The organism is Streptomyces sp. NPDC085946, assembly GCF_044540485.1.
GTDB lineage: Bacteria > Actinomycetota > Actinomycetes > Streptomycetales > Streptomycetaceae > Streptomyces.
In genome coordinates this window covers 287,395-309,923 of the sequence record NZ_JBITSF010000010.1, presented here as the reverse complement: position 1 = coordinate 309,923, position 22,529 = coordinate 287,395, and the positions used below count along the sequence as shown (strand labels likewise).

General features: G+C 69.8%; 12 protein-coding genes. 9 read left to right on the top strand and 3 right to left on the bottom strand.

Annotated elements, in window-relative coordinates:
• Positions 1-205 precede the first annotated feature (205 nt).
• The gene (locus ACIF8T_RS22155; RefSeq protein WP_400037595.1) at positions 206-2,320 is read left to right on the top strand and encodes a DUF2075 domain-containing protein; all 2,115 of its coding nucleotides are present in this window, start codon (positions 206-208) and stop codon (positions 2,318-2,320) included.
• 56 nt (positions 2,321-2,376) lie between these two features.
• Here the strand turns inward: ACIF8T_RS22155 and ACIF8T_RS22150 are convergent, their stop codons facing one another.
• Positions 2,377-2,505, bottom strand: coding sequence for a DUF6408 family protein (locus ACIF8T_RS22150; protein WP_400037569.1), 129 nt, complete (start codon positions 2,503-2,505; stop codon positions 2,377-2,379).
• Between the two features lie 385 nt (positions 2,506-2,890).
• Here ACIF8T_RS22150 and ACIF8T_RS22145 point away from each other — a divergent pair, with 385 nt between their 5' ends.
• On the top strand, positions 2,891-3,418 hold the full coding sequence (locus tag ACIF8T_RS22145) for a DUF1648 domain-containing protein (protein WP_400037567.1): 528 nt from the start codon (positions 2,891-2,893) through the stop codon (positions 3,416-3,418).
• A gap of 114 nt (positions 3,419-3,532) precedes the next feature.
• Here the strand turns inward: ACIF8T_RS22145 and ACIF8T_RS22140 are convergent, their stop codons facing one another.
• Positions 3,533-3,745 (bottom strand): hypothetical protein, encoded by a 213-nt coding sequence (locus ACIF8T_RS22140; RefSeq protein WP_400037566.1) that lies wholly within the window; start codon positions 3,743-3,745, stop codon positions 3,533-3,535.
• A 199-nt stretch (positions 3,746-3,944) separates the two neighbouring features.
• On the opposite strand from ACIF8T_RS22140, the gene pglW reads away from it, so the two are divergent.
• Positions 3,945-8,618 (top strand): BREX system serine/threonine kinase PglW, encoded by a 4,674-nt coding sequence (gene pglW, locus ACIF8T_RS22135; protein WP_400037564.1) that lies wholly within the window; start codon positions 3,945-3,947, stop codon positions 8,616-8,618.
• On the top strand, positions 8,615-12,211 hold the full coding sequence (gene pglX / locus ACIF8T_RS22130) for a BREX-2 system adenine-specific DNA-methyltransferase PglX (protein ID WP_400037562.1): 3,597 nt from the start codon (positions 8,615-8,617) through the stop codon (positions 12,209-12,211). Before pglW ends, pglX begins: the two co-directional genes overlap by 4 nt.
• Here the strand turns inward: pglX and ACIF8T_RS22125 are convergent.
• Positions 12,138-12,725: an ATP-binding protein gene (locus ACIF8T_RS22125; RefSeq protein ID WP_400037560.1), complete on the bottom strand. Its 588-nt coding sequence runs from the start codon at positions 12,723-12,725 to the stop codon at positions 12,138-12,140. The two genes, pglX and ACIF8T_RS22125, sit on opposite strands and share 74 nt — an antisense overlap.
• Before the next feature lie 162 nt (positions 12,726-12,887).
• Here ACIF8T_RS22125 and ACIF8T_RS22120 point away from each other — a divergent pair, with 162 nt between their 5' ends.
• From ACIF8T_RS22120 to pglZ, 5 genes are all read left to right on the top strand, one after another.
• Entirely contained in the window at positions 12,888-13,718 is an 831-nt protein-coding gene (locus ACIF8T_RS22120) for a helix-turn-helix domain-containing protein (RefSeq protein WP_400037558.1), read from the top strand.
• Between the two features lie 14 nt (positions 13,719-13,732).
• Positions 13,733-13,918 (top strand): DUF397 domain-containing protein, encoded by a 186-nt coding sequence (locus ACIF8T_RS22115; RefSeq protein WP_400037556.1) that lies wholly within the window; start codon positions 13,733-13,735, stop codon positions 13,916-13,918.
• Between the two features lie 255 nt (positions 13,919-14,173).
• On the top strand, positions 14,174-15,049 hold the full coding sequence (locus ACIF8T_RS22110; protein ID WP_400037555.1) for a hypothetical protein: 876 nt from the start codon (positions 14,174-14,176) through the stop codon (positions 15,047-15,049).
• 628 nt (positions 15,050-15,677) lie between these two features.
• Entirely contained in the window at positions 15,678-19,559 is a 3,882-nt protein-coding gene (locus ACIF8T_RS22105; protein ID WP_400037553.1) for a phage resistance protein, read from the top strand.
• Entirely contained in the window at positions 19,556-22,483 is a 2,928-nt protein-coding gene (gene pglZ / locus ACIF8T_RS22100) for a BREX-2 system phosphatase PglZ (RefSeq protein WP_400037551.1), read from the top strand. Before ACIF8T_RS22105 ends, pglZ begins: the two co-directional genes overlap by 4 nt.
• Positions 22,484-22,529: the final 46 nt, after the last annotated feature.

Below are 22,529 nucleotides of genomic sequence, written 5' to 3'. Positions count from 1 at the left end.
TCCGGGACCGGGACGGATCCTCGCCACGAAGAACGTGTTCCAGCCATGATGGCTGCGCTTCGGGCCGACAACGGTGTCGCCGTCTTCCACCGGGCGGCCGCCTCCTTAAGATCACGGGTACTGATCGCGGCCCGACGGGCTTCCCCACGAGGACACGCCCCCACCCGCACGAGTCACTCGTGCTCTGGGGGACCACCTCGTGTCCATGCTCCTGCTGAGGCTGGCAGCACAGGATCTGCTGACCCTGAACTCGAGGCGCCGTATGGTGCCTCACCTGGCCGCCCGGTGGCGGCACTTCCGAGGCGCCGACGCTTCGCTGACGGAACGTTCCGCGTGGGCCGAGAGCCTGGTGAACCTTGCTGAGGATCTGGTCGCCGCCGGTCGCGGAAACGTGGAGATGATCGTCGAGTGCGCTGCCACCCTCGACGAGGCCGACCGCCCCGGTGACCCGAGGCTCATCGACGTCGTCCTCGTGGGCCATCACCCCGAAGAGCGAAGGCTGTCCGTTCAACTGGTCGAGTTGAAGCGCTGGTCCATGGTGACCAGAGTGGAGCAGGCCACGGCGGACCTGGTTCACGTATCGGGGATGGGCAGGAAGAAGCATCCGGCTCTGCAATTACGCGAGTACTACGAGGCATTCACGGGCGGCAGGGGCCCGCTGCACGGGCTGGACTTCGAATGCGGTGGTTTCGCCTACCTGCACAACGCCACCGACGCCTCCGTCCGGCCCTTGGTCGAGGTGGGCGCACCGACCGGCCCCTACGCCCATGTCTACACCAATGACCGGCGCGAACAGCTGCTGTCCGACCTCCGCAGGCACTTCGCCGACGAAGGCGGCGCCTCCGCGGCCGAGCTGCTGCTGCAGAACATGGGGCTGCGCAATACACCCTTGCTCGACGCCATGATCCGCTCCCGCGGGGAGGACACGGTCTTCACCCTGCGCGGCCGGCAGAAGAAGGTCGCCGACCAGATCCTCGACACCGCCGCCAAGGTCCTGCCGGATCCGCGGCGGCCCGCCCTCGTGCCGGACGAGCGGCGTGTGATCTTCTTGGTCACAGGTGGTGCCGGCACGGGGAAGAGCGCCGTCGGCCTCCAGCTGAAGGCGGAGCTGGAGGCCGACGGCCACACGGTCAAGTACGCCAGCGGCAGCAGGGCCTTCAACGGGGCGATCCAGGAACACGTCGGCTACGGCGACCGCGAGTTCAAGGAGACCTTCACCTACTTCAGCAACTTCGTCACCCCGCCGGACCCGCCCCTTGACGTGCTGATCTGCGACGAGGCGCACCGCCTGCGGGAACGCTCGACCAACCGGTTCTGGAAGCCCGAGCAGCAGGGCACCAAACCCCAGGTCGACGAGCTCCTCGACGCGTCCCGCCTGACCGTGTTCTTCCTCGACGAGGGTCAGTGCGTGCGACCGAACGAGGTCGGAACCGTGGATCTGATAGAGGACGCGGCGCAGCGGTACGGCGCCAGTCTCCTCCGGTACGAACTCCGGGAGCAGTTCCGCTGCGGCGGCAGTGACGCCTACATCCGCTGGGTGCGCGCCGTGCTCGGGATGACGGACGGGGAGCCGGAGCAGTGGACGCCGGACGGGCTGATGCACGTCGAGGTGGCGGACAGCCCGGAAGAACTCGAGCGGATCATACGCACCGAAGCGCTCGCCGGGGCGTCCGCCCGCCTCGTCGCAGGGTACTGCTGGCCGTGGACGAAGCCGATCGGCAAGGAGAGGCGCCTGGAGAACGACGTACGGATCGGTGACTGGCACAGACCGTGGAACGCGGACAGCGACGCGTTCTGTGAGAACGGGGCGCCACCGTGCAGGATTTGGGCCGTGCACGAGAAGGGGCTCGATCAGATCGGCTGCGTGTACACGGCTCAAGGGCTCGAATGGGACTGGTGCGGCGTGATCATGGGTGAGGACATGGTGCGCCGGGACGGCCGGTGGGTGTTCCGCCGGGGCAAGGAACGGAAGGACCCGGAGACCGGCGTCAAGCGCGTCGCCGTCCCGGGGTCGTTCGACCCCAAGGTGCGGGCCGGCAGCGTCGACGACCAGGAGTTCGCCCGGCTGATCCGCCATGCCTACCACGTGCTGATGACCCGGGCGAGCCGCGCGACGGTGCTCTACTCCACGGACGAGGAGACCCGGAAGTACCTGAAGGACCTGGTCGGCGAGGTCCAGGTCCACGGCCTGCGCCCCACCTGGGAGAACCTGCCGGAGGAAGCACGCATACCGCACCTGCCCCGGCCCCGCCGGGGGAGACGCCCTCGCAGGAGGCGCCAGGACTCGGGCCCGCAGACGTCTGATCCGCGTCTGTTCTGACACACGTCGCCGGACACGTGGAGTGGCGGGCTCTCCGGGCCCGCCACAAGCCCGGGTCAGAAGACCAGGCGTGCTGCCGCCGTCAGGGCCGCCACCACGAGATTGGCGGCGACACCCACGGCGACGTCGACCAGGATCTCGCGAAGCCGGTTACGACGTGCAGGCTCGTACTCAACGGGGTTCACGGGTATCCACTCCTTGGCGTGAGCTGGGAATGGCAGGGACCGCCCTACCGGGCATCCGCACTCACACCGCGTGCGACACGCGCTGGAAACCACTCGTCAGTCACGGCCGAGGACCGGGACACGAACACCGCCGACGTACCCTCCGGGAAGGGGCGCAGCGGTGAACAACATTAGTGCAGTGCCAAGTTGCGGCTGTTCATTTTCGGTCGCCGACGGGCACGCGATCACCGGTCCTGGGACAGTCGATGTGCCGCCCTGGATGGATGCGGGGGGGCGACGAGTCGGCCGGAGCACCCGAGAATCGGCGGCAACTGCCCCGGTCTGAGCGCGACTTCCGGAAAGCTGAGTCTTCCCGGCCTCAAGCAGGCATCGGATGATCGATGGCATGCTGTTCACTCCTCCCCTGCGATTCTGGCTGTTCCCCAACGCCGTCCTCCTTGCCGTGATGGTCGTCTGGGGCGCGATCCGTTACCCTCGCCTGTCGGTGCGGATGCCGGAGCACATCGGCGCCGACGGAGTGGACGCCTGGACGGACCGGTCGATCGGCGGCGCGTTCATCCTGGTCTTCGTGTACGCGGGCATGACGGTGCTGATGACCGGCTGTGCGGAGCTGACCTTGCGCATGACACCACGTAACGAACTGGCGGACACGGGCAAGCCGTCGTCCGCCACCGGATCGTTCTCGTTCCTCCTCAACCGGCCTGGCAGCCGCGCGTCGGCACGCCGGATCGCACGATCCCTGTTGCTGTTCAACACGCTCATCGGGCTCTCCCTGCTCATGGGCTGCGGAATCCTGTGGCGTTCCACGCCCGACCCGGACGTGCCCGGATGGCTGCTCGCCGCGATGACGGCGCCGCTTCTCGCCGGCACCGCTCTGACGGTCGCCGCGGCCCTGGGGGACCGGAAACACTGAAGTCTCTGCGGCCTCGGGGACCAACCGACGGAGTACGAGATCCGGCAGGGGCCGAGCCTGAGAAGCATCACCTTTGAGGGTGTGGCCGGTGTCCTCACTCCTGATCGGCAACCGTCACAGCCCTCTGACCACCACGTGGTCGCCGCACAGCTTGCGCAGGCCGTCCTCGTCGGAGGCGAAGACGGTGACCGGCGCCGGCTGCCGCAGGGCGACGGCGGCCAGCTCCTCGGGGAGGGTGAGGGTGTACTTCTTGGTCGCCATGTCGGCGACCATGGACGCGGACAGCCCGCGGTTCGCCGTCTCCCCGTCCGCCTGGGCCGATTTCATCGGACACGCCGCAAGCTGGACTTTCTTCCGCATGTAGGGTCATACCTCCGAAAACTAGCATTTCAGCCGCACAGTCCTAATGTCCTATAGTCCCGTCCTTCGCTCCCTCTTCCCATGTATCCGGCAACCACTAAGATCGGTCCGCTGGGCCCGGACGGCGGGGTGACGGGTCCTGTGGGAACGACGAGTGGGGACAGGCATGCGGGAAGGCCGGTGGGCCACGGTCACCGAGTCCGAGTTCGATCACGAACGCCGCGGCCTGGAGGCGATCCGGGAGCGGTTGCCGGACTCCGACCCCTGGCGCGCCTGGTCGAACTTCACCTTCACCGCTCACACCGGCCACGTCCGTGAGGTCGACCTGCTGGTCGTCGCGCCCGGCGGCGTGTACATGATCGAACTGAAGGACTGGCACGGCTCGGTCAGCTCGGAGAACGGCACCTGGGTGCAGACCACCCCCGGTGGCCGGCGCCGCACGCACGGCAACCCCTTGCACCTGGTCAACAAGAAGGCCAAGGAGCTGTCCAGTCTGATCGGGCAGGGGCAGGGCGGCCGGCACGTCTGGATCGGCGAGGCGGTCTGCTTCACCGACGACGGGCTGCGCGTGCGCCTGCCCGCCCACGATCAGAACGGCGTCCACACCGTCGACGAGCTGGTCGAGCTGCTGAAGCAGCCCCCGCGCGACGAGCGGCGCCGCGTCACCGCGATCGACTCCCGGCACATCAAGGCGGAGCTGGACCGCATCGGCATCCGCCGCAGCGAGGCCGAGTACAAGGTCGGCCCCTACGAGCTGAAGCGGCGCCCCTTCGACTCCGGCCGGACCTGGGCCGACTACGAGGCGCACCACACGGAGCTGCCCGAGCGCGCCCGGGTCCGCGTGTACCTGAGCGAACGCGGCTCGGACGCCTCGCTGCGGCAGTCCGTGGAGAACGCCGCCCGCCGCGAGGCGGCCGTCCTGCAGCGGTTCCGGCACCCGGGCGCGGTCTCCTACCGGCAGTACTTCCCGACCGGGCATCCCGCGGGCCCCGCGCTGGTCTTCGACTACGACCCGCGGACGATGAAGCTGGACGAGTACCTGGTCCAGTACGGCGCGAAGCTGGACATCCTCAGCCGGATGGCCCTGGTCCGACAACTCGCCGAGACCATACGGTCCGCGCACGCCAAGCGCATCCACCACCGGGCCCTGACCGCCCGCTCCATCCACGTCCTGCCCCGCCCGGACGGCGGCCAGGGCAAGGCGGTCGGCGAGGAGGCCGCCTGGCTCAGCCCGCGGCTGCAGATCTCCGACTGGCAGATCGCCACCCAGCGCGGCTCGGACTCCTCCCAGGGCGGGACGCGCCTGGCCCCGACCGCCCTGTCCGCGATGCACCTGGCCGACGACGAGGACCCCTACCTTGCGCCCGAGCTGACCGCGCTGCGCCCCGACCCGGTCTCCCTGGACGTCTACGGCCTCGGCGTCCTCACCTACCTGCTGGTCACCGACAAGGCCCCGGCTGCCAGCCAGGCCGAGCTGCGGGCCCGCCTGGAGGCCGGGGAGGGCCTGCGGCCCAGCTCCCTGGTGGACGGCCTGTCGGAGGACGTCGACGAGCTGGTGCAGGCAGCCACGGCGTACAACCCCGACCGGCGCCTGCACAGCGTCGACGACTTCCTGGAGATGCTGGAGGTCGTCGAGGACTCCCTCACCGCCCCCGCGTCGGCCGCCGCGCCCGAGACCGCCGCCGCACCCGAGAAGGACCCGCTCGACGCGGTCCCCGGCGATGTGCTCGACGGCCGTTGGGAGGTGCGCCGACGGCTCGGCACGGGTTCCACCAGCCGCGCCTTCCTCGTCCGTGACCTGGAGTCCGAGGCGCGCCGTACCCGCCCGCTGGCCGTGCTGAAGGTGGCCCTGTCCGACAGCCGGGGCGACATCCTCGTCCGCGAGGCCGAGGTCATGGGCCGCCTGCGCCCCCACTCGGGCATCATCCGCCTCGTCGAACCGGAGCCCCTGCGCATCGCGGGCCGCACCGTCCTCGCCCTGGAGTACGTGGGCGACGAGCGGGACGACAGCGACGAGCCGGGCGAGCGGAAGGCGCCCCGCCGCCGCGAGGAGACGGTGGCCCGCCAGCTCCGCGACGAGGGCCGGCTCCCGGTCGACCAACTGGAGGCGTACGGCGACTACCTCTTCGGTGCCGTCGACTTCCTGGAGGGCGAGGGCGTCTGGCACCGCGACATCAAGCCGGACAACATCGCCATCCGCGTCCGCCCCAACCGCACCCGCGAGCTGGTCCTCATCGACTTCTCGCTGGCCGGCTACCCGGCGAAGAACACCGACGCGGGCACCGAGGGCTACCTCGACCCGTTCGTCGACGTCATCACGCGCGGCACCTACGACTCCCACGCCGAGCGGTACGCGCTCGCCGTCACGCTGCACCAGATGGCCTCGCGCGAGCTGCCCAAGTGGGGCGACGGCAGCGTCCCGCCCCGCATGACGGACCCGAAGGAGTGGCCGTACCCGACCATCGCGGCCGAGGCCTTCGACCCGGCCGTGCGCGACGGGCTCGTCGCCTTCTTCCAGAAGGCCCTGCACCGCGACGTCAGCAAGCGGTTCCCCGAGCTGAAGCCGATGCGGGACGCCTGGCGCAAGATCTTCCTCGACGCCTCGCGCACCGTCCCCTCCAGCCACCGCAGCCGCCACCCGGCCCCGGCCGGTACCGGCAGCGGCTCCGGCGCGGACGCCCCCGGGACGGAGCAGACCCCCCGCGGCGCCATCGCGGACGCCGAGCCGGAGACCGCGGAGCAGCAGCGCGACCGCCTCGCCGCCGAGGTGACCCGCGACACCCCGCTGACCGTCTCCGGCCTCACCGGCGCGGCCCAGTCCTTCCTCTACGGCCTGGGCATCACCACCGTCGGCGAACTCCTGGACTACAGCCGCCGCAAGCTCGTCAACGCCCCCGGCCTCGGCGCCAGGACCCGCAACGAGGTCCAAAAGCGGCAGCGGGAGTGGGGCGAGCGACTGCTCGCAACCCCCGTCTCGCCGCTCACCCCCCAGGGCCGCGCGGAGGCCAAGGAGGAGCTGGAACAGCTCACAGCCGCCGAGTCCGCCCTCGCGGGCACCCTGGCGACGGCCGACGCCGCCGGCGGTCTGTCCGCCCGCGCCCTGCGCTCCGTCAGCCTCGACGCCCTCGCCACGATCTTCGTGCCGGTCGTCAACAACAACGGCTCCAACCGCAACAAGGCCGAGATGGTGCGGCTGCTGCTGCGCCTGCCCGACGAGCACGGCGTCCTGCCGGACATCGGGGTGTGGCCCAAACAGAAGGACGTCGCCGAGGCGCTGGGCCTCAGCGCCGGGCGCATCCCGCAGATGCTCAAGGAGGAGCGCAAGCGCTGGAAGGCCGACCCGGCCGTCCGCGCCCTGCGCGCCGAGATCCTCGACCTCCTCGCCGGCATGGGCCGGGTCGCCTCCGCCGTCGAGATCGCCGACGCCCTCGCCGTGCGGCGCGGCAGCCAGCTCGCCACCCGCGAGCAGCGGCGCGCGCTGGCCCTGGCGGCGGTCCGCGCCGTCGTCGAGATCGAGCAGCTCGCCCCCGACGAGGCCGAGTTCCAGCACCAGCCCAACCGCAAGGCCACCGAGGAGTCGCTGGGCGCGGGCCTGCTCGCCCTGGACGTGCGCGAGCACGACGCGCCCGACACTCCCACCGCGCCCGGCCTGCTCGACTACGCGACCAGGCTCGGCCGCGCCGCCGACCGCCTCGCCAAGCTCGACACCCTGCCGACAGCGGCGACCGTCCTGGCCGAACTGGGTGCGGTGGCCATGCCGCCCGGCGCGATCGACTGGGACGAGCGGCGCATGGTCGAACTGGCCGCCGCCGCGTCCGTCAACGCCGCCGCCACCCCGCGCCTGGAGATCTACCCGCGCAACCTGCCGCTCGTTCGCGCCCTGCGCCTCACCCAGGCCGGCCTCGTGCGCCGGATCGACGGCGTGCCGGAAGGACGGCAGCCCGGCCTGACCGGCGAGGACATCCACGAACGGGTGCGCGCCCGCTTCCCCGAGCTGGTCGTTCCGGACGGACGCGGCGGCACCACCCACGAACTGCCCACCGGCGGCCCGCTCACCAAGGCCCTGCGCGACGCGGGCTTCGAGCTGTCGCTCAGCACGCGCGAGGACACGGGCACGCTCCGCTACCTGTCGGCGCGGGTGGACGACGCCTCCAGCTACCTCACGACGGGCGCCTGGCGGCACTCGACGCGCACGGGAACGGTGACCCGGTACGCGGACGACCCGCTGCTCGCGGGCGCGGTGCGCGCGGAGGAACGGCTCCTCGCCTCGGCCCGCCGGGACGGCTACCGGGTGCTGACCGTACGGCAGCAGCTCGTCCGGGACGCGGTGCGGGAGCTGGGCGCCGAGCGGCTGGGCGCGCAGGCGGTGTCGGTGACCGAGCTGTTCCTCCAGGCCCTGCGCGCGCAGGTCACGTCGGGCACCAAGCCCACCTGGGAGACGCTGCTCAAGGCGGACGCCGCCGAGCCGGGCTCGAAGGGCGCGGTGCGGTTCGCGGAGTACGCGCGGACGGCGTGGGGCTCGGTCGAGCCCCGCATAGTCGAGCTGCTGGGTAACGGCGCCGACGGCCCCGTCCTGCTGACGGAGGCCGGGGTGTTCGCCCGGTACGACGCGATGGGCGTCCTGGACCGCCTGGCGTCGGCGGCCCGGCAGGGCGGACGGGGGCTGTGGCTCTTGGTCCCGCAGAGCGACCCGTTGCGCGAGCCGAGGCTCGGGCAGGTGGCCGTGCCGTACCAGGCCGGCCTGGGGGAGTGGATCCAGCTTCCGGACACGTGGGTGGGCAACCGTCACCGCGGGTCCGGCGAGAACGTGGCAAGTGGTGTCGAGGGAGACGCGAAGTGATCGACCGCAAGGCTCTGTTGGACGACCTGAAGCAGCAGGTCAAGGCGGTCGAGGCCGACCTGGGCAAGCAGGTCAAGGCGCTCGGTGAGGTCAGCGCCCGGCTGCGCGCCGAGTACGACCAGGCCCGCAAGCTCGGGCGTACGGCGGCGACGTGGAACTCGTGGCTGGACGAGCGGGTCACGCAGGTCGCGGTGGCCTGGGTGCTGGGCACGGTCTTCGTCCGGTTCTGCGAGGACAACCGGCTGATCCCCGAGCCCTACCTGACCGGGCCGGACGGCGACCGGCGCGAGCTGGCGGAGACGCGGTACGACGCGTACGTCGAGACGGACGACAACCCGACTTACCGCGGCTGGCTGGAGAAGGCCTTCGACGAACTGGGTCAGGGCCAGGCGGGCCGGCTCCTCTTCGACAAGCGGCACAACCCGCTGTACCAGATCCCGCTCTCGCACGACGGAGCGCGGGAACTGGTCGAGTTCTGCCGCCGGCGCGACGAGGCGGGCGTCCTCGTCCACGACTTCACCGACCCGCTGAACGAGGACGGTACGGAGGGCTGGGACACGCGGTTCCTGGGCGACCTGTACCAGGACCTCAGCGAGGCTGCCCGGAAGACGTACGCGCTGCTCCAGACGCCGGAGTTCGTGGAGGAGTTCATCCTCGACCGGACGATGAACCCGGCGGTGCGGGAGTTCGGGTACGAGGAACTCAAGATGATCGACCCTACGTGTGGGTCGGGGCACTTTGTGTTGGGGGCGTTTCGGCGGTTGGTGCGGTTGTGGGGGGATGGGCAGCCGGGGAAGGACGTGCACGAGCGAGTGCGGGGAGTACTGCACTCAGTGCACGGCGTCGATGTGAACCCATTCGCGGTGGCCATTGCCCGGTTCCGACTGTTGGTTGCGGCCATGGCAGCGAGTGGGGTGCGGACCCTGGAGGAGGCGGCCAAGTACGAGTGGCCGATTAACCTGGCGGTTGGGGACTCGCTCATCAAGGCGAGGCGCTCTCAGCAGGGCAACCTGTTCGGAGAGGTAGACGAGGTCTCCGCGGATGAGCTGGCCGAGTTCAAGTATGCCACGGAGGACGTGCACGAGTACCCGGACATTCTGCGACCGGGACGATACCACGTGGTGGTGGGAAATCCACCTTACATCACGGTGAAGGACAAGAAACTCAACGAGCTTTATCGGGCATTGTATCCCGCATGTGCGGGCACATACGCGCTCTCGGTTCCTTTCGCTCAGCGGTTCTTCGAACTGGCCAAGCGTGGGGACGCAGAGGGGCAGGGCTATGGCATGGTCGGACAGATCACTGCTAACTCCTTCATGAAGCGTGAGTTCGGGACGAAGCTCATTGAGGGATACCTCGGGCATGCGGTGGAGCTGACCGAGGTTATCGATACATCGGGTGCGTATATTCCAGGCCATGGGACGCCGACGGTCATCCTGATTGGCAAGCAGCGAGGTGGAGATGCGCGATCGCCACTCATCCGTACCGTACGAAGTGTGCAGGGCGAGCCGTCGGCGCCCGAGAATGCCGAAGAGGGTCTCGTTTGGCGTGCCATCGTGGAGCAGATCGACAAGCCTGGCTCAGTGAGCCAGTGGGTGTCCGTTGACGACTTGGACCGCAAGAAGTACTTCGGCCGGCAGCCCTGGGTCTTGACTGATGGCGGGCTGGAGATGATTGATCAAATCAATCAAGCGAGCGACCAAGTGCTCAAGTCGGTTATCGAGCCTCCAATCGGTCGGGCAGTTCGGGTCGGCGCTGACGGTGCGTTTCTTCGGCCAATCCGACCCACATATCAGACACGCGCCGACCGTCGGGGTTTGTCGCCGTTTCTCACGGGTGATGTGGTTCGAGACTGGGCTTCCCGCCCCGACGAGGCGATTTGGTTCCCTTATGCACCGGGATTCGACGTTACGAGTCTTACAAGGGAGCTCTGGCCGATGCGTCGGCTGCTGGAAGTCCGGAGCACCTTTCAAGGAGATATGGCAGCAGCGGGACTGAAGTGGTGGGACTACATGCAGTACACCGCTTCGGCTTACAAGACACCTCTGTCTATCATGTTCGCGTTCGTGGCCACGCATAACCATTTCGTGTTGGATCGTGGCGGAAGCGTGTTCAATCGTCATGCTCCAGTGATCAAGTTGCGAGAGGGGGCGAGTGAGGAGGAGCACCTGCGGTTGCTTGGGCTGCTCAACAGTTCCACGGCTGGTTTCTGGTTGAAGCAGGTAAGCCACAGTAAGGGAAACGCGACGGCAGCTAGCGGGATGCCTGATCAGCCATGGTCTTGGAACTATGAGTTCACTGGCACAAAGCTGGAGGAGTTCCCGCTTCCTGCTGAGTACCCCCTTGCACTTGCTGCTGACCTTGACGTGCTTGCTCAGCAGCTTGCAGCAACGAGCCCTACGTCTGTGGCCGCGAAGTCTGTTCCTACTGCCAGTGTTCTTCGTGAGGCTCGTGCGACTTGGGAATCGACTCGGGCTCGCATGATTGCACTTCAGGAGGAACTGGACTGGCAGGTTTATAGCATCTACGGCCTACATGCCGAAGATCTGCGTGCGCCGAACGTCGATGTGCCCGAACTTGCTGCAGGAGAGCGTGCGTTCGAGATTGTTCTCGCCCGCAAGATTCAGAGTGGAGAAGTGTCCACGAAGTGGTTCACCCACCACGGTCATACTCCTGTTACCGAGATCCCCGCCCACTGGCCCGCCCCCTACCGCGAGATCGTCCAGAAGCGCATCGACGCCATCAAGTCGAATCGCGCCATCAACATGGTTGAGCGCCCCGAGTACAAGCGTCGCTGGGCCGCCGAGGGCTGGGACGCGCTTCAGGAGAAGGCTCTGCGCTCCTGGCTGCTCGACCGTATGGAGAAGCGCGAGCTCTGGTTCGACGAGAACGGTCAGCCCGCCATCCTCACCCTGGCCCGGCTCACCGACGCGCTCTCCCGCGACGAGGACTTCGTCTCCGTTGCCAAGATTTACGCGCCCCGCAAGGATCTGCCCAAGGTCGTCGCCGAGCTGATCACCGACGAGCACGTGCCGTTCCTCTCCGCGCTGCGCTACAAGCCCTCCGGCCTGAAGAAGCGCGCCGACTGGGAGGAGGTGTGGGACCTCCAGCGCAAGGAGGACGCCGCACCCGACGAGCAGACCAAGCGGAAGATCCGGGACTCCATCCCCGTGCCGCCGAAGTACACCTCGGCCGACTTCCTCCGTCCGTCCTACTGGAAGGCGCGCGGCAAGCTCGACGTGCCCAAGGAGCGGTTCATCTCCTACGGGCAGACCAATTCCGCCACCCCGGACCTCTACGGCTGGGCCGGCTGGGACCACAAGGAGCAGGCGCAGGCGCTGGCGACGTACTTCACCAACGCCGCGCTGTCCACCGAGGAGATCACGCCGTTCCTCGCTGGCCTGCTGGAACTCCAGCCGTGGCTGTACCAGTGGCACAACGAATTCGACATGCTCTACAGCGGCTCCCCGGCGGACTTCTTCGCCGCCTACCGCCAGCAGAAGCAGGGCGAGCACGGGCTCACGGACGACGACCTCCGTGGCTGGCGTCCTCAGGCCGCGACCCGAGGTCGTCGCGCAGCAGTGAAGCGGTAGTCAGGAGCAGATCGATTTCCGACGGTTCAGGGGCCACCCGGTGCGTGGGCGGGTGGCCCTGGGCCCGCACGCGCAGCTCCGCCCACACGGTCTTGCCCGGGGCTGCTGGGCGAGGGTTGACGCCCCAGTCGTCCGCGAGGGTGGCGACGAGGAAGAGACCCCGGCCGGACTCGGAGAGCGAGTCGGTCGCCCCGGGACTGGCCGGAGGCCGTTCGGCGCGGGTGTCGGTCACCTCGATGCGGAAGGTGTCCCCGGCCGCAGTGAGGTGGACCTGGAAGTCTCTGCCGGGGACGTGGCTGTGGCGTACGGCGTTGGCGGTGAGTTCCGCCGTGATGAGGGTGAACGTCTCGTTGACCGGGGTCGTGTAGAGGTAGCCCCACTCGTTCAGCCGGTGTGAGACGAGTCGGCGGGCGAGGCGGGCACCGCGCGGCGTCGAGGTGAAGCGCATGGTGAACTCGCGTTCGGGTGCGGGACGCTGCGGCACATGCCCGTTCGGGGGAGTTGCTGACTTCATAGGGTCAACGGTCTAAGACCCTGCGTAGCGTTGACTAGGAGTGATGCGCTGACGGGTACGGGCTGTACCCGGGGTCGGTGCGCTTGTACGTGCTGTTGGGCGTGACCGGTTCCCAGGCCCCCGAGTTGGCTGACGGGGCGGTTGTACGAGAGGAGCTGCGGCGTGGACGACGAGGTTCAGCAGCCGGAGTACGAAGTTGGGACGGGCATGCTGTGCGTGTTCGGGCGGCAGTTGAAGTTGTTCCGGGAGCGGGCGGGCCTCGACCGCGCCGAGTTTGGGTCGCTAACCGGGTACTCGGCCTCGACGATCGCGTCGTTCGAGCAGGCGAGACGCATTCCGCCGCCGAAGTTCATCGACCAGGCGGATGAAGTGCTGGGGGCGGGTGGGGTGCTGAGCGCGAGCAAGGAGGAGGTAGATCGGGCTCAGTATCCGGCGTTCTTCCGGGACGCGGCCAGGTTGGAGGCCAAGGCGGCAGCGCTGCATGTGTACGCGACGAAGGCAGTACCAGGGCTGTTGCAGACGGAAGATTACGCGCGAGCGGTGTTCTCCATGTGGCGTCCGCTGTTGGACGAGGAGACCATCAACCAGCGGGTCGCGGCTCGCCTGGCACGGCAAGAGGTGTTCTCCCGAACCTCGATGCCCACCATTAGCTTCGTCATCGAGGAGTTCGTGCTGCGACGACCGCTCGGTGGGCGGACTGTGATGCAGGGCCAGTTGGAGCAGATCCTGCTGTATGGGCACCGGCGCAACGTGGAAATCCAGGTGATGCCGATCGAGCGGGACGAGCATGCTGGGCTGGAAGGTCCCTTCACCTTGATCGAGACGCATGAAGGGCAGAGGATCGCCTACGTGGAGGCGTACAAAGACAGTCGTCTCTACACGGAGCGGAGGCTGGTACGAGAGATCGAGGAGCAGTACGGCATCCTTCGGGCTCAGGCACTCACTCCGCGCGAGTCGCTGGCCGTCGTCGAGAAGTTGCTTGGAGAGAGATGAAAGCCCAACAGCTCATGCAGCCCGTACCTGAGTCGGTCTGGTTCAAGAGCAGTTACAGCACGGGCTCGGGCGGCGAATGCATCGAGGTCGCCGTCCGCCCCGCCAGGGTCCACGTCCGCGACTCGAAGGACACCACCCGCGCCGCACTCGCCGTACAACCCACGGCATGGGCCGCGTTCGTCGAGTTCGCGGCACGCTGACAGACGTGGCGCCGATCGCTGGGCCCTCCGGCGAGTACCCGCTTGCCGGAGGGCCCAGCGCGTCCCGTCTCCACGGCGTCTGCAACAGCCCGGAGCCTCGCCGAGCGACCGAATCTCGGCGGAGGTCGCGTCCCCGGGTGGTGATCGCCATCGTGGGGAACCCGGCCCGCACGCCGCCGTCACTCACACAACGGGGTCCCAACGGAGCTGACACTGTCCGGCCCTTGCGGCGCGCAACTCCTGTAGGTTCCTGCCATGAAGCAGGGTAAAGAGGTCGAGAACCCCGAGTCGCGTTTCTTCGCACTGCTGGTGGCGGCAGCGAAGCTTCCGGGCGTGCGGATCCACCGGGAGGCGTACCTCCGGAGTGCGCTGGCTCGCCACTGCTCCGAGGACGACATCCGACGAGCGATCGAAGAGACCCCCGCTGCGGCGGGCATCACCGTCGAGGTCCTCGACAAGGTGGCCAACGACTCCATCCGCTACGAGACGGCCAAGGTCAGCGCCCTCTCCGCCGCCGCCGGGATCCCCGGCATCCTCGCCCTCCCCGCCACGGTCCCCGCCGACACGGCCCAGTACGTCGGCCACATGCTGCGTATCGCGCAGAAGCTCGCCTATCTCTACAGCTGGCCCGATCTTTTCTCCGACGAGGGCGATGACGCCGACGACGCGACCATGGGGGTGCTCACGCTGTTCTTCGGCGTGATGTTCGGAACCCAGTCGGCGAACGCCGCTGTGGGGAAGGTCGCGGGCATGATGTCGGAGCAGGTCGCCAAGAAGCTGCCCCAGAAGGCGCTCACCCAGGGCGTCGTCTATCCCATGGTGAAGAAGATCGCAGCTTACCTCGGCGTCAAGATCACGAAGGATTCGTTCGCAAAGAGCGTCTCGAAGGCCATCCCTCTCGTCGGGGCCGCCGTCTCCGGCGGGCTCACCTTTGCGACCTACCTCCCGATGGCCAAGAGGCTAAAGAAGCACCTCGCCGGCCTGCCGCTGGCGGAACCGTCGCACCGAGTGATGGACGGGGAAGTCGTGGACGGCGAAGTCGTCGAAGAGCACGAGACCTTCGCCGCAGCACACGCTGAACAGCACGGCGCGGACACTCCTGCCCCCGAGCTGGAGGAACCGAGGTCCTGACGCCGCGAGTGCCCTCCTGCCCCTCGAAGGGGCGGCCGACGCGGAGGGAGCGTTCTCGTCATCGAGTCACAGCGCGGCACGGGTCCCGGAGAGCAGTCACCGGGAGGCGAGCGTGATCGTCCAGGCAGACCGGCGGTAGGTCTGAGGCCGTTGCGTGCGGCGAGCAGTTCGCGTCGCCCCTCGATCGGGGACTGGCCCGGAACACCCCTCATGGTCGCGCCGCACCTGCTGGACGCCTACCGGTCGGGGCGACGGCGGTCGCACTGTCCCCTGCGGAACCGGGGTGGCCCGCAGGGAAGAGTGCGCGACGGCATACGGCACGGGGGCGACGGGAGTACCGATGTAGGGTGCTATGCGCAGGCCGTGCGGGTGACGTTCAGTACGAGGGGGACGAAGAGTGCAGACGCCGCGAAACCGTCCGACCTGAGCCGGTCGGCGCCGTGAGCGCCGTCCCGCCCGGTCACCGCACGACCCGATCCGTCCCCGCCGCCGGCTAGGACGACCGGCCGCCGCACCGGCCATCCGTACCTCTGCCCCCCACCCCCCGGACCGGCCCCGGCGGCGGATCCCGCACGGCACGAGTACGAGCAGCAGCACCGACCACCGTCAGGGAGAGCGAGAACCCGCAATGGCCCAGCAGCCCCTCCTCCGCGATGTCATCGACATCAAGGAGTCCATCTCCACCTCGGACTTCGTGCTGTCCCTCGCCGAGGCGACGACGCCTGAGGGCGCCCAGCATGCGCTCAAGGACTACGTGGTCACCGAGCGGCTGCTGGAGAACTTCGACGAGGCGCTGGCCCTCATCAAGGCGGCGCTGGACGGGCACCGCTCCAAGGCGGCGTACCTGCACGGCTCGTTCGGTTCCGGTAAGTCGCACTTCATGGCCGTGCTGTACGCACTGCTCAGCGGCAACCCGGCGGCCCGCGCCCGCACCGAGTTCGACCCGGTGCTGACCAAGCACGAGTGGCTGCAGTCGGACGGCAAGAAGTTCCTGCTGGTGCCGTACCACATGCTCGGCGCGAAGGCCCTGGAGCAGCGGGTGCTCGGCGGGTACGTGCACCACGTCAAGAAGCTGCACCCGGACGCCCCCACCCCGCAGGTGTACCGGACCGACTCCCTCTTTGACGACATCCGCGCCATGCGCGCCAACATGGGCGACGAGGCCGTCATCCGCGGACTGGGCGGCAGCGACGCGGACGGCGGCGAGGAGGATGAGTGGGGCGAGGGCTTCGCCTGGACCCCGCAGCTCCTGGACCTCGCGCTTGCCGCCGAGGAGAACCACGAGGCGGGCGTCCCGCTCAACCTCCGTAACCCCTCCACCCCGGCCGAACTGCGGGCCAAGCTGGTCAACGACGCCAGCACCAACCTCCTGCCCGGCTTCGCAAAGAACGCCGCCGAGGACGAGCACGGCTTCATCTCCCTGGACGCCGGTCTGTCCGTCATCGCCGAGCACGCCAAGTCGCTCGGCTACGACGGGCTGATCCTGTTCATGGACGAGCTGATCCTGTGGCTGGCCACCCTCATCCATGACCAGAAATTCGTGGCCCGCGAGGCCAGCAAGATCACGAACTTCGTGGAGGGCGGCGATGCCCGCCGCGCCATCCCGGTTGTGTCGTTCATCGCCCGCCAGCGTGACCTGCGCGAACTGGTCGGCGAGGAGGTGTCCGGCGCGGCTGAGTCGTCCATCCAGGACACCCTGAACCTGGCCTCCGGCCGGTTCGACAAGATCACGCTGGAGGACCGCAACCTCCCGCAGATCGCCCACGCCCGCCTCCTCAAGCCCAGGGACGCCGAGGCGAAGAACCTCATCGACGCGGCCTTCGAGCAGACCAAGCGGGTCGGCCCGCAGGTCTGGGACACCCTGCTCGGCTCGGAGAAGGGCGCCACCGGCGCGGACGCGGAGTCGTTCCGGCTGACGTACCCGTTCTCGCCGGCGTTCATGGACACCCTCGTCCACATCTCGTCCGCGCTGCAGCGCTCCCGCACCGGTCTGAAGCTGATGGGCCAGCTCCTCGCCGACCACCGCAACGAGATCCGGCTCGGCCAGCTCATTCCCGTCGGCGACCTCTACCCGGTGATCGCGGAGGGCGGCGACAAGCCGTTCACCGACAGCCTGAAGGTCGTCTTCGAGGCCGCCGACAAGCTCTACAAGACCAAGCTGCGGCCGTACCTGCTCAGCTCGTACGACATCACCGAGGACGACGTCGAGCAGTACCTCAACCGGCCCGAGGCGATCACCGACCCGCAGCGCGCCAACCGCTGCCGGATGTTCGTCGGCGACAACCGGCTGGTGTGCACGCTGCTGCTGTCCGCGCTCGCGCCCAGCGTGCCCTCCCTGTCCGACCTGACCATCCGGCGGCTCGGCGCGCTCAACCACGGCTCGGTCCTCGCGCCCATCCCGGGCGCCGAGGTCGGCATCATCAAGAACAAGGTCGCCGAGTGGGCCGCCCGGTTCCCGGAGATCAAGGAGACCGGTACCGACGCCAACCCCGGTGTGCGGCTGGAGCTGTCCGGCGTCGACGTGGACTCCGTCATCGCCAACGCCCAGGTCAACGACAACCCCGGCAACCGGGCCGCCCTCGCCCGCCGCCTGCTGTCCGAGGAACTGGGCGTCGAGCACGGCCAGTTGAGCGACCAGCTGCACTTCACCTGGCGCGGCACCGCCCGCACCGCCGAAATCGTCTTCGGCAACGTCGCCGACGAGGACGAGCTGCCCGACCACGACCTGATGCCGCAGGAGGAGGGGCGCTGGCGTATCGCCATAGACCTTCCCTTCGACGAGGGCGAGTGGGGCCCGGTCGAGGACGTCAACCGCATCCAGCGGCTGCGCGAGCGCCAGCAGGGCGAGCGGTCCCGCACCGTCGCCTGGCTACCCGCGCACCTGTCCGCGCAGCGCTTCGCCGACTTCCGGCGCCTCGTCGTCATCGACAAGGCCCTCGCCGACGAGCACCGCTTCGACACCCAGTACGCCGGCCACCTCAACGCCGACAACCGCAGCCGCGCCAAGGGCCTGCTCGAAACACAGCGCGAGGCGCTGCTCAAGCAGGTCAAGGGCGCGTTCAAGCAGGCGTACGGACTCGCGCAGAAGCAGGCCGCCGACGTCGTGCCCGACTTCGACGACCACCTCGTCGCGCTGCCCGACGTCGACGGGCTCACCCTGTCCTTCGGGCAGAGCCTGCACGACGGCATCCGGCACATCGCGGGCCGACTGCTCGCCCACCAGTACCCGGCCCACCCCGACCTCGACCCCGACGGCACCGGCACCGCTGTCAGGCCCGCCGACGCCAAGAAAGTGTTCACCCACGTCCGGGACGCCGCCGAGGCCCGCGACGGGCGGATCGAGGTCCCGGCCGCCGATCGCAAGCTCATGCAGCGCATCGCCGGGCCGCTGCGCCTTGGGCACCAGAAGGAGGCGTACTTCGAGCTGTCCCGCTACTGGGCCGACCACTTCCGGCAGCTCGCCAGCTCCCAGGGTGTCACCGGTGACCTGTCCCTGATCACGCTCACCGACTGGACCGACAAGCCCGACCCGCGCGGCCTGCCCGACTTCCTCTCCCGGCTCGTCGTCGCCGCCTTCGCCGAGATGGACGACCGGGTGTGGGTGCGCGGCGGGACCGTTCTCGACCCCGCGCCCGAACTGACCGCGATCAAGGATCACGACGCGCTGCGCAGCCAGCCGCTGCCTGCCGAGTCCGACTGGGACACCGCACGCCGGCGCTTCGAGGTGATCTTCGGTGCGAAGCCGCCCGCGCTGCGACGCGGCCGGATGGTCAACCAGTTCGCCCGCCAGATCATCGACGCCGCCCGCGCCCACCGGGACCACGCTGCCGACCTGGTACACCAGCTGGAGACGCACGCCTCCTTCCTCGGCCTCGACCAGACCGCCGACACCGGAAGGCTCGCCCTCGCCCGCCGCTCCCTGCAGCTGCTGGACGCGCTCACGGCGGAGGCCGGCAAGGGCGCGGCCGGGGCGAAGAAGACCGTGGAGGCCCTCGCCACCTTCGAGCTGGGCGAAGCCAGCGCCGACCGGTACGGCACCTCCATCAAGAAGGCCCGCGCCGTCGCGGAGGCTGTCGCCTCCGCCCCTTGGAGCACCCTGGAACTGGCCGCCGGACTCGGACCCGAGGGCGAGGCGCTGCTCGACTCGCTGCGCAACGTCGCCCGCGACGATCAGCGCACCGCCGACCTGCGCGACGCCCTGGCCCGTACCCAGCGCGAGGTCGTCGCCCTCATCAAACGCAGCCAGGCCGCAGCCAATCCGGGGCCTGCGCCCGTCACGCCCCAGGACTGGGCCGACAATCAGCCCTTGGATACCCCGACCAGCGATCCGCGCATCCCGTACACCCCGCAGCAGCCCTCCCCGGCGAGCAGCGGCGGGACGGCGCGGAAGTCGGGACGCCGCAGCACGACCGTGCGCCGGGCTGTCGCCGACCTCCAGGCGGAACTGTCCGAATTGGCCGTCCGGCACCCCGACGCGACCATCGAGATCAGCTGGAAGGTCGTCGAATGACGGACACCGTAACCGCCGTCCCGGGCGCAGTCCGGCTGAACACCGCGACCGTCACCCAGTACCTGTCCTCGCAGACGCACCTCGCTGACTCCCTCACCGGGGGTGGCGGGGGCCGGCGCCGGGTGGTGCTGCTGCGGTCCGCACCCCAGTGGGACGGCCCCGCCGAACCCGTCTGGGGCGAGGGCCGCACGGCCGGCGTCGAGGTGGCGCCGTCCCCGCTCGCCGTCCACGAACTCGTCCTCGACCACCTGGCGGGCCGCCGCCCCGGCCCCGCCGTGCTGGTCGTCCTCACCGACCGCGAGCAGCACGAACTCGACCCGGCGATCCTCGCCCGCGTCCACAAGCTGCGCATCGACACGGTCGACGGCTGGGACGTCGTCCGTGACGCGTTCGGCGCCCGGCAGATAGACCCCCGGCTCAAGGACGTCAACTGGGCCGCCGAGGCCCTGCTCGACGCCACCCCGCCGACCACCGGCGGCTGGCCGCCCGTACCCGGCGGCTGGCTGTCCCGCCAGTACGCCCTCACCGCGCTCGCCCAGCGACGCCTGCGCCTCGGCCGCTACGACACCGAGGACGGCACCCGCCGCCCCGGCGACGACCGGCTCGACGCGCAGGCCCTGCTGCACTGGTCGACCCGGCCCGGCGCCCCCGAACGGTTCCTGGCCCTGCGCGGCCCGGAACGCGCAGGACTGGCCGCCTTCCTCGGCGAGGAGGACCAGGCGGGCCTCGCCGGACGCGCCCTGCTCGCCCTCGTCGACGCCGAGCGCGGCGCGGACGCCGCCGCCTTCGGCCTGGTGTGCGCGGCCCTGTGGCAGCACGCCGAGCCCGCTCCCGAGACGTACCGGGCCCGGGGCCGCGCCGAACGCTACTTCGGCGACCAGCCCCCGGCGGCCGGCGACCAGCTCGACGCCCTGGTGACCGTCTTCGGCCGGGCCGCAGAGGAGTACGTGACCACGCTGCTGGCGGCCGGGCACCGCACCGGCGGCACCGACGCGGACCAGGCCCGCGAGGCGCGCCGCACCACCGGCATCGTGCTCGACCGGGCCGCCGCGCTGGCCCGCCAGTTCGGCGCGGAGCAGGCCGTCGCGGCGAGCCCTGTCCTGCGCGGCGGACTCGACGCCCGCTTCACCGCCGTCGGCCAGGCCCTCGCCACCGGCGACACGGCCGCGGTGGCGGACGCCGTACGGAAGCTGGAGGACCACCGGCTCGCCGCCGAACCGGAGGAGTCCGCCCGCGTCGAACGCGCCCGCATGGGACAGCGCCTCGCCCGCTGGCTCGCCACCGACCCGGCCGCGGACGCGCCCACCGTCGCCGACGCCCTGCAGCGGCACGTCGCCGAGACCGGCTGGACCGACCTCGCCCTGGAACACATCGAGGCCGGTGGCGACCCGGACCCCGTCCTCAAGGCCGCCTACGACACCCTCGGCGCCCGCGTCAGGGACCGGCGTCGGCGGATCGACGCGTCCTTCGCCCGCTACCTGGCCTCCTGGACCGAGGCCGGCACCCAGCCCGGCTCCATGCTCACCGTCGAGACCTTCCTCGACCGCGTGGTCGGACCGATCGTCCGGCGCGGCGAGGAACGGCGGGTGCTGCTGCTCGTCCTCGACGGCATGAGCGCGGCCATCGCCAACGAACTCGGTGAGGAACTGCGCCGCTCCTGGGCCGAGTTCGACCCGCTGCCCGAGGGCGGTGCCCCGCACCGGCGGGCCATGGCCGCCGCTCTGCCCACCGTGACGGCCGTGTCCCGCACCTCGCTCTTCGCGGGCACCCTGAGGAAGGGCACCCAGGCCGACGAGAAGCGGCTCTTCCCCACGCTGAAGCTGTGGGGCGGAGCCCCGGCCGCCGTGTTCCACAAGGACGACCTGCGCACCGAGACCGCGGGCGAGACCTTCGGTCCGGCGCTCACGGAGGCACTCACCGACGGCCGGACGCACGTCGCCGTCGTCCTCAACGCCATCGACGACCGGCTCGCCAAGGAGCAGAAGCTCGGCGACGGCGCCTGGCGGGTGGACGACGTCCCCGGCCTGCGCGACCTGCTGCGGGTGGCGGCGGCCCAGGGCATGGCCGTCCTCCTGACCAGCGACCACGGCCACGTCGTCGACCGGCACGGTACGAAGGTCGATATCGCCGCCGACCCCGCCTCCGCCCGCCACCGCATGCCCGGCGGCGGCCCGCTCGCCGAGCAGGAGATCGCCCTCACCGGGCCGCGTGTCGTGTGGCCCGAGCCCGGCGCTTCCATCGTCGCCCTGTGGGACGCCGATTCCCGCTACACCGCCCTCAAGGCCGGCTACCACGGTGGGGCGTCGCTCGCCGAGGTCACCATTCCGGTGCTCGCGTTCCTGCCCTTCGGGGCGGAACCGCCCAAGGGGTGGCGGGAGCTGGGAGACCAGCGACCGGTCTGGTGGGCTTCGGAAGAGACCGGCAAGCCACCGCTGCCGGACGAGCACACCGCTCGGCCGATGACCGCAACGGCTGCGACTCCCAAAAAGCCGACGGGCAAGGCCAAGAAGAACCAGGCGGAAGTCGCCCGGATGCACAACACGCTCTTCGACGTGGCGCTGACGGCCGGGGGAGACGACGCCCTGCTCACCCCGACCGTCGTCTCCCGCACCGAGACGCTGGTGACGGCACTGCTCGACTCGGAGACGTACCAGGCGCAGCTCGGCGGACTGGCCCGCAAGCCGCAGCAGGAGCAGGTCCACAAGGCACTCGCCGCCCTGCTCGACGCGGGCGGTACCCTGCCCGTCACCGCGCTCGCCCAGCGCGCCGGCATGCCCGTCACCCGGGGCGACGGCTTCGCCGCCGTCCTGCGGCAACTCCTCAACTACGACGGAGTCCAGGTGCTGGAGACCTTGCCGGACGGTCGCACCCTGCGGCTCCACGAGGCGCTGCTGCGCGAGCAGTTCGCCCTCGGAGCGGGCTGACGACACGACTCCGGGTGCCTCCGAAACTTGTCCCGGAGGCACCCGG

Excerpts from the sequence above, each read along its gene's own strand:
- ACIF8T_RS22155 (WP_400037595.1), top strand. The coding sequence starts at position 206 with ATGCTCCTGCTGAGGCTGGCAGCACAGGATCTGCTGACCCTGAACTCG.
- ACIF8T_RS22145 (WP_400037567.1), top strand. The coding sequence starts at position 2,891 with ATGCTGTTCACTCCTCCCCTGCGATTCTGGCTGTTCCCCAACGCCGTC.
- ACIF8T_RS22140 (WP_400037566.1), bottom strand. The coding sequence starts at position 3,745 with ATGAAATCGGCCCAGGCGGACGGGGAGACGGCGAACCGCGGGCTGTCC.
- pglW (WP_400037564.1), top strand. The coding sequence starts at position 3,945 with ATGCGGGAAGGCCGGTGGGCCACGGTCACCGAGTCCGAGTTCGATCAC.
- ACIF8T_RS22125 (WP_400037560.1), bottom strand. The coding sequence starts at position 12,725 with ATGAAGTCAGCAACTCCCCCGAACGGGCATGTGCCGCAGCGTCCCGCA.
- ACIF8T_RS22115 (WP_400037556.1), top strand. The coding sequence starts at position 13,733 with ATGCAGCCCGTACCTGAGTCGGTCTGGTTCAAGAGCAGTTACAGCACG.
- ACIF8T_RS22110 (WP_400037555.1), top strand. The coding sequence starts at position 14,174 with ATGAAGCAGGGTAAAGAGGTCGAGAACCCCGAGTCGCGTTTCTTCGCA.
- ACIF8T_RS22105 (WP_400037553.1), top strand. The coding sequence starts at position 15,678 with ATGGCCCAGCAGCCCCTCCTCCGCGATGTCATCGACATCAAGGAGTCC.
- pglZ (WP_400037551.1), top strand. The coding sequence starts at position 19,556 with ATGACGGACACCGTAACCGCCGTCCCGGGCGCAGTCCGGCTGAACACC.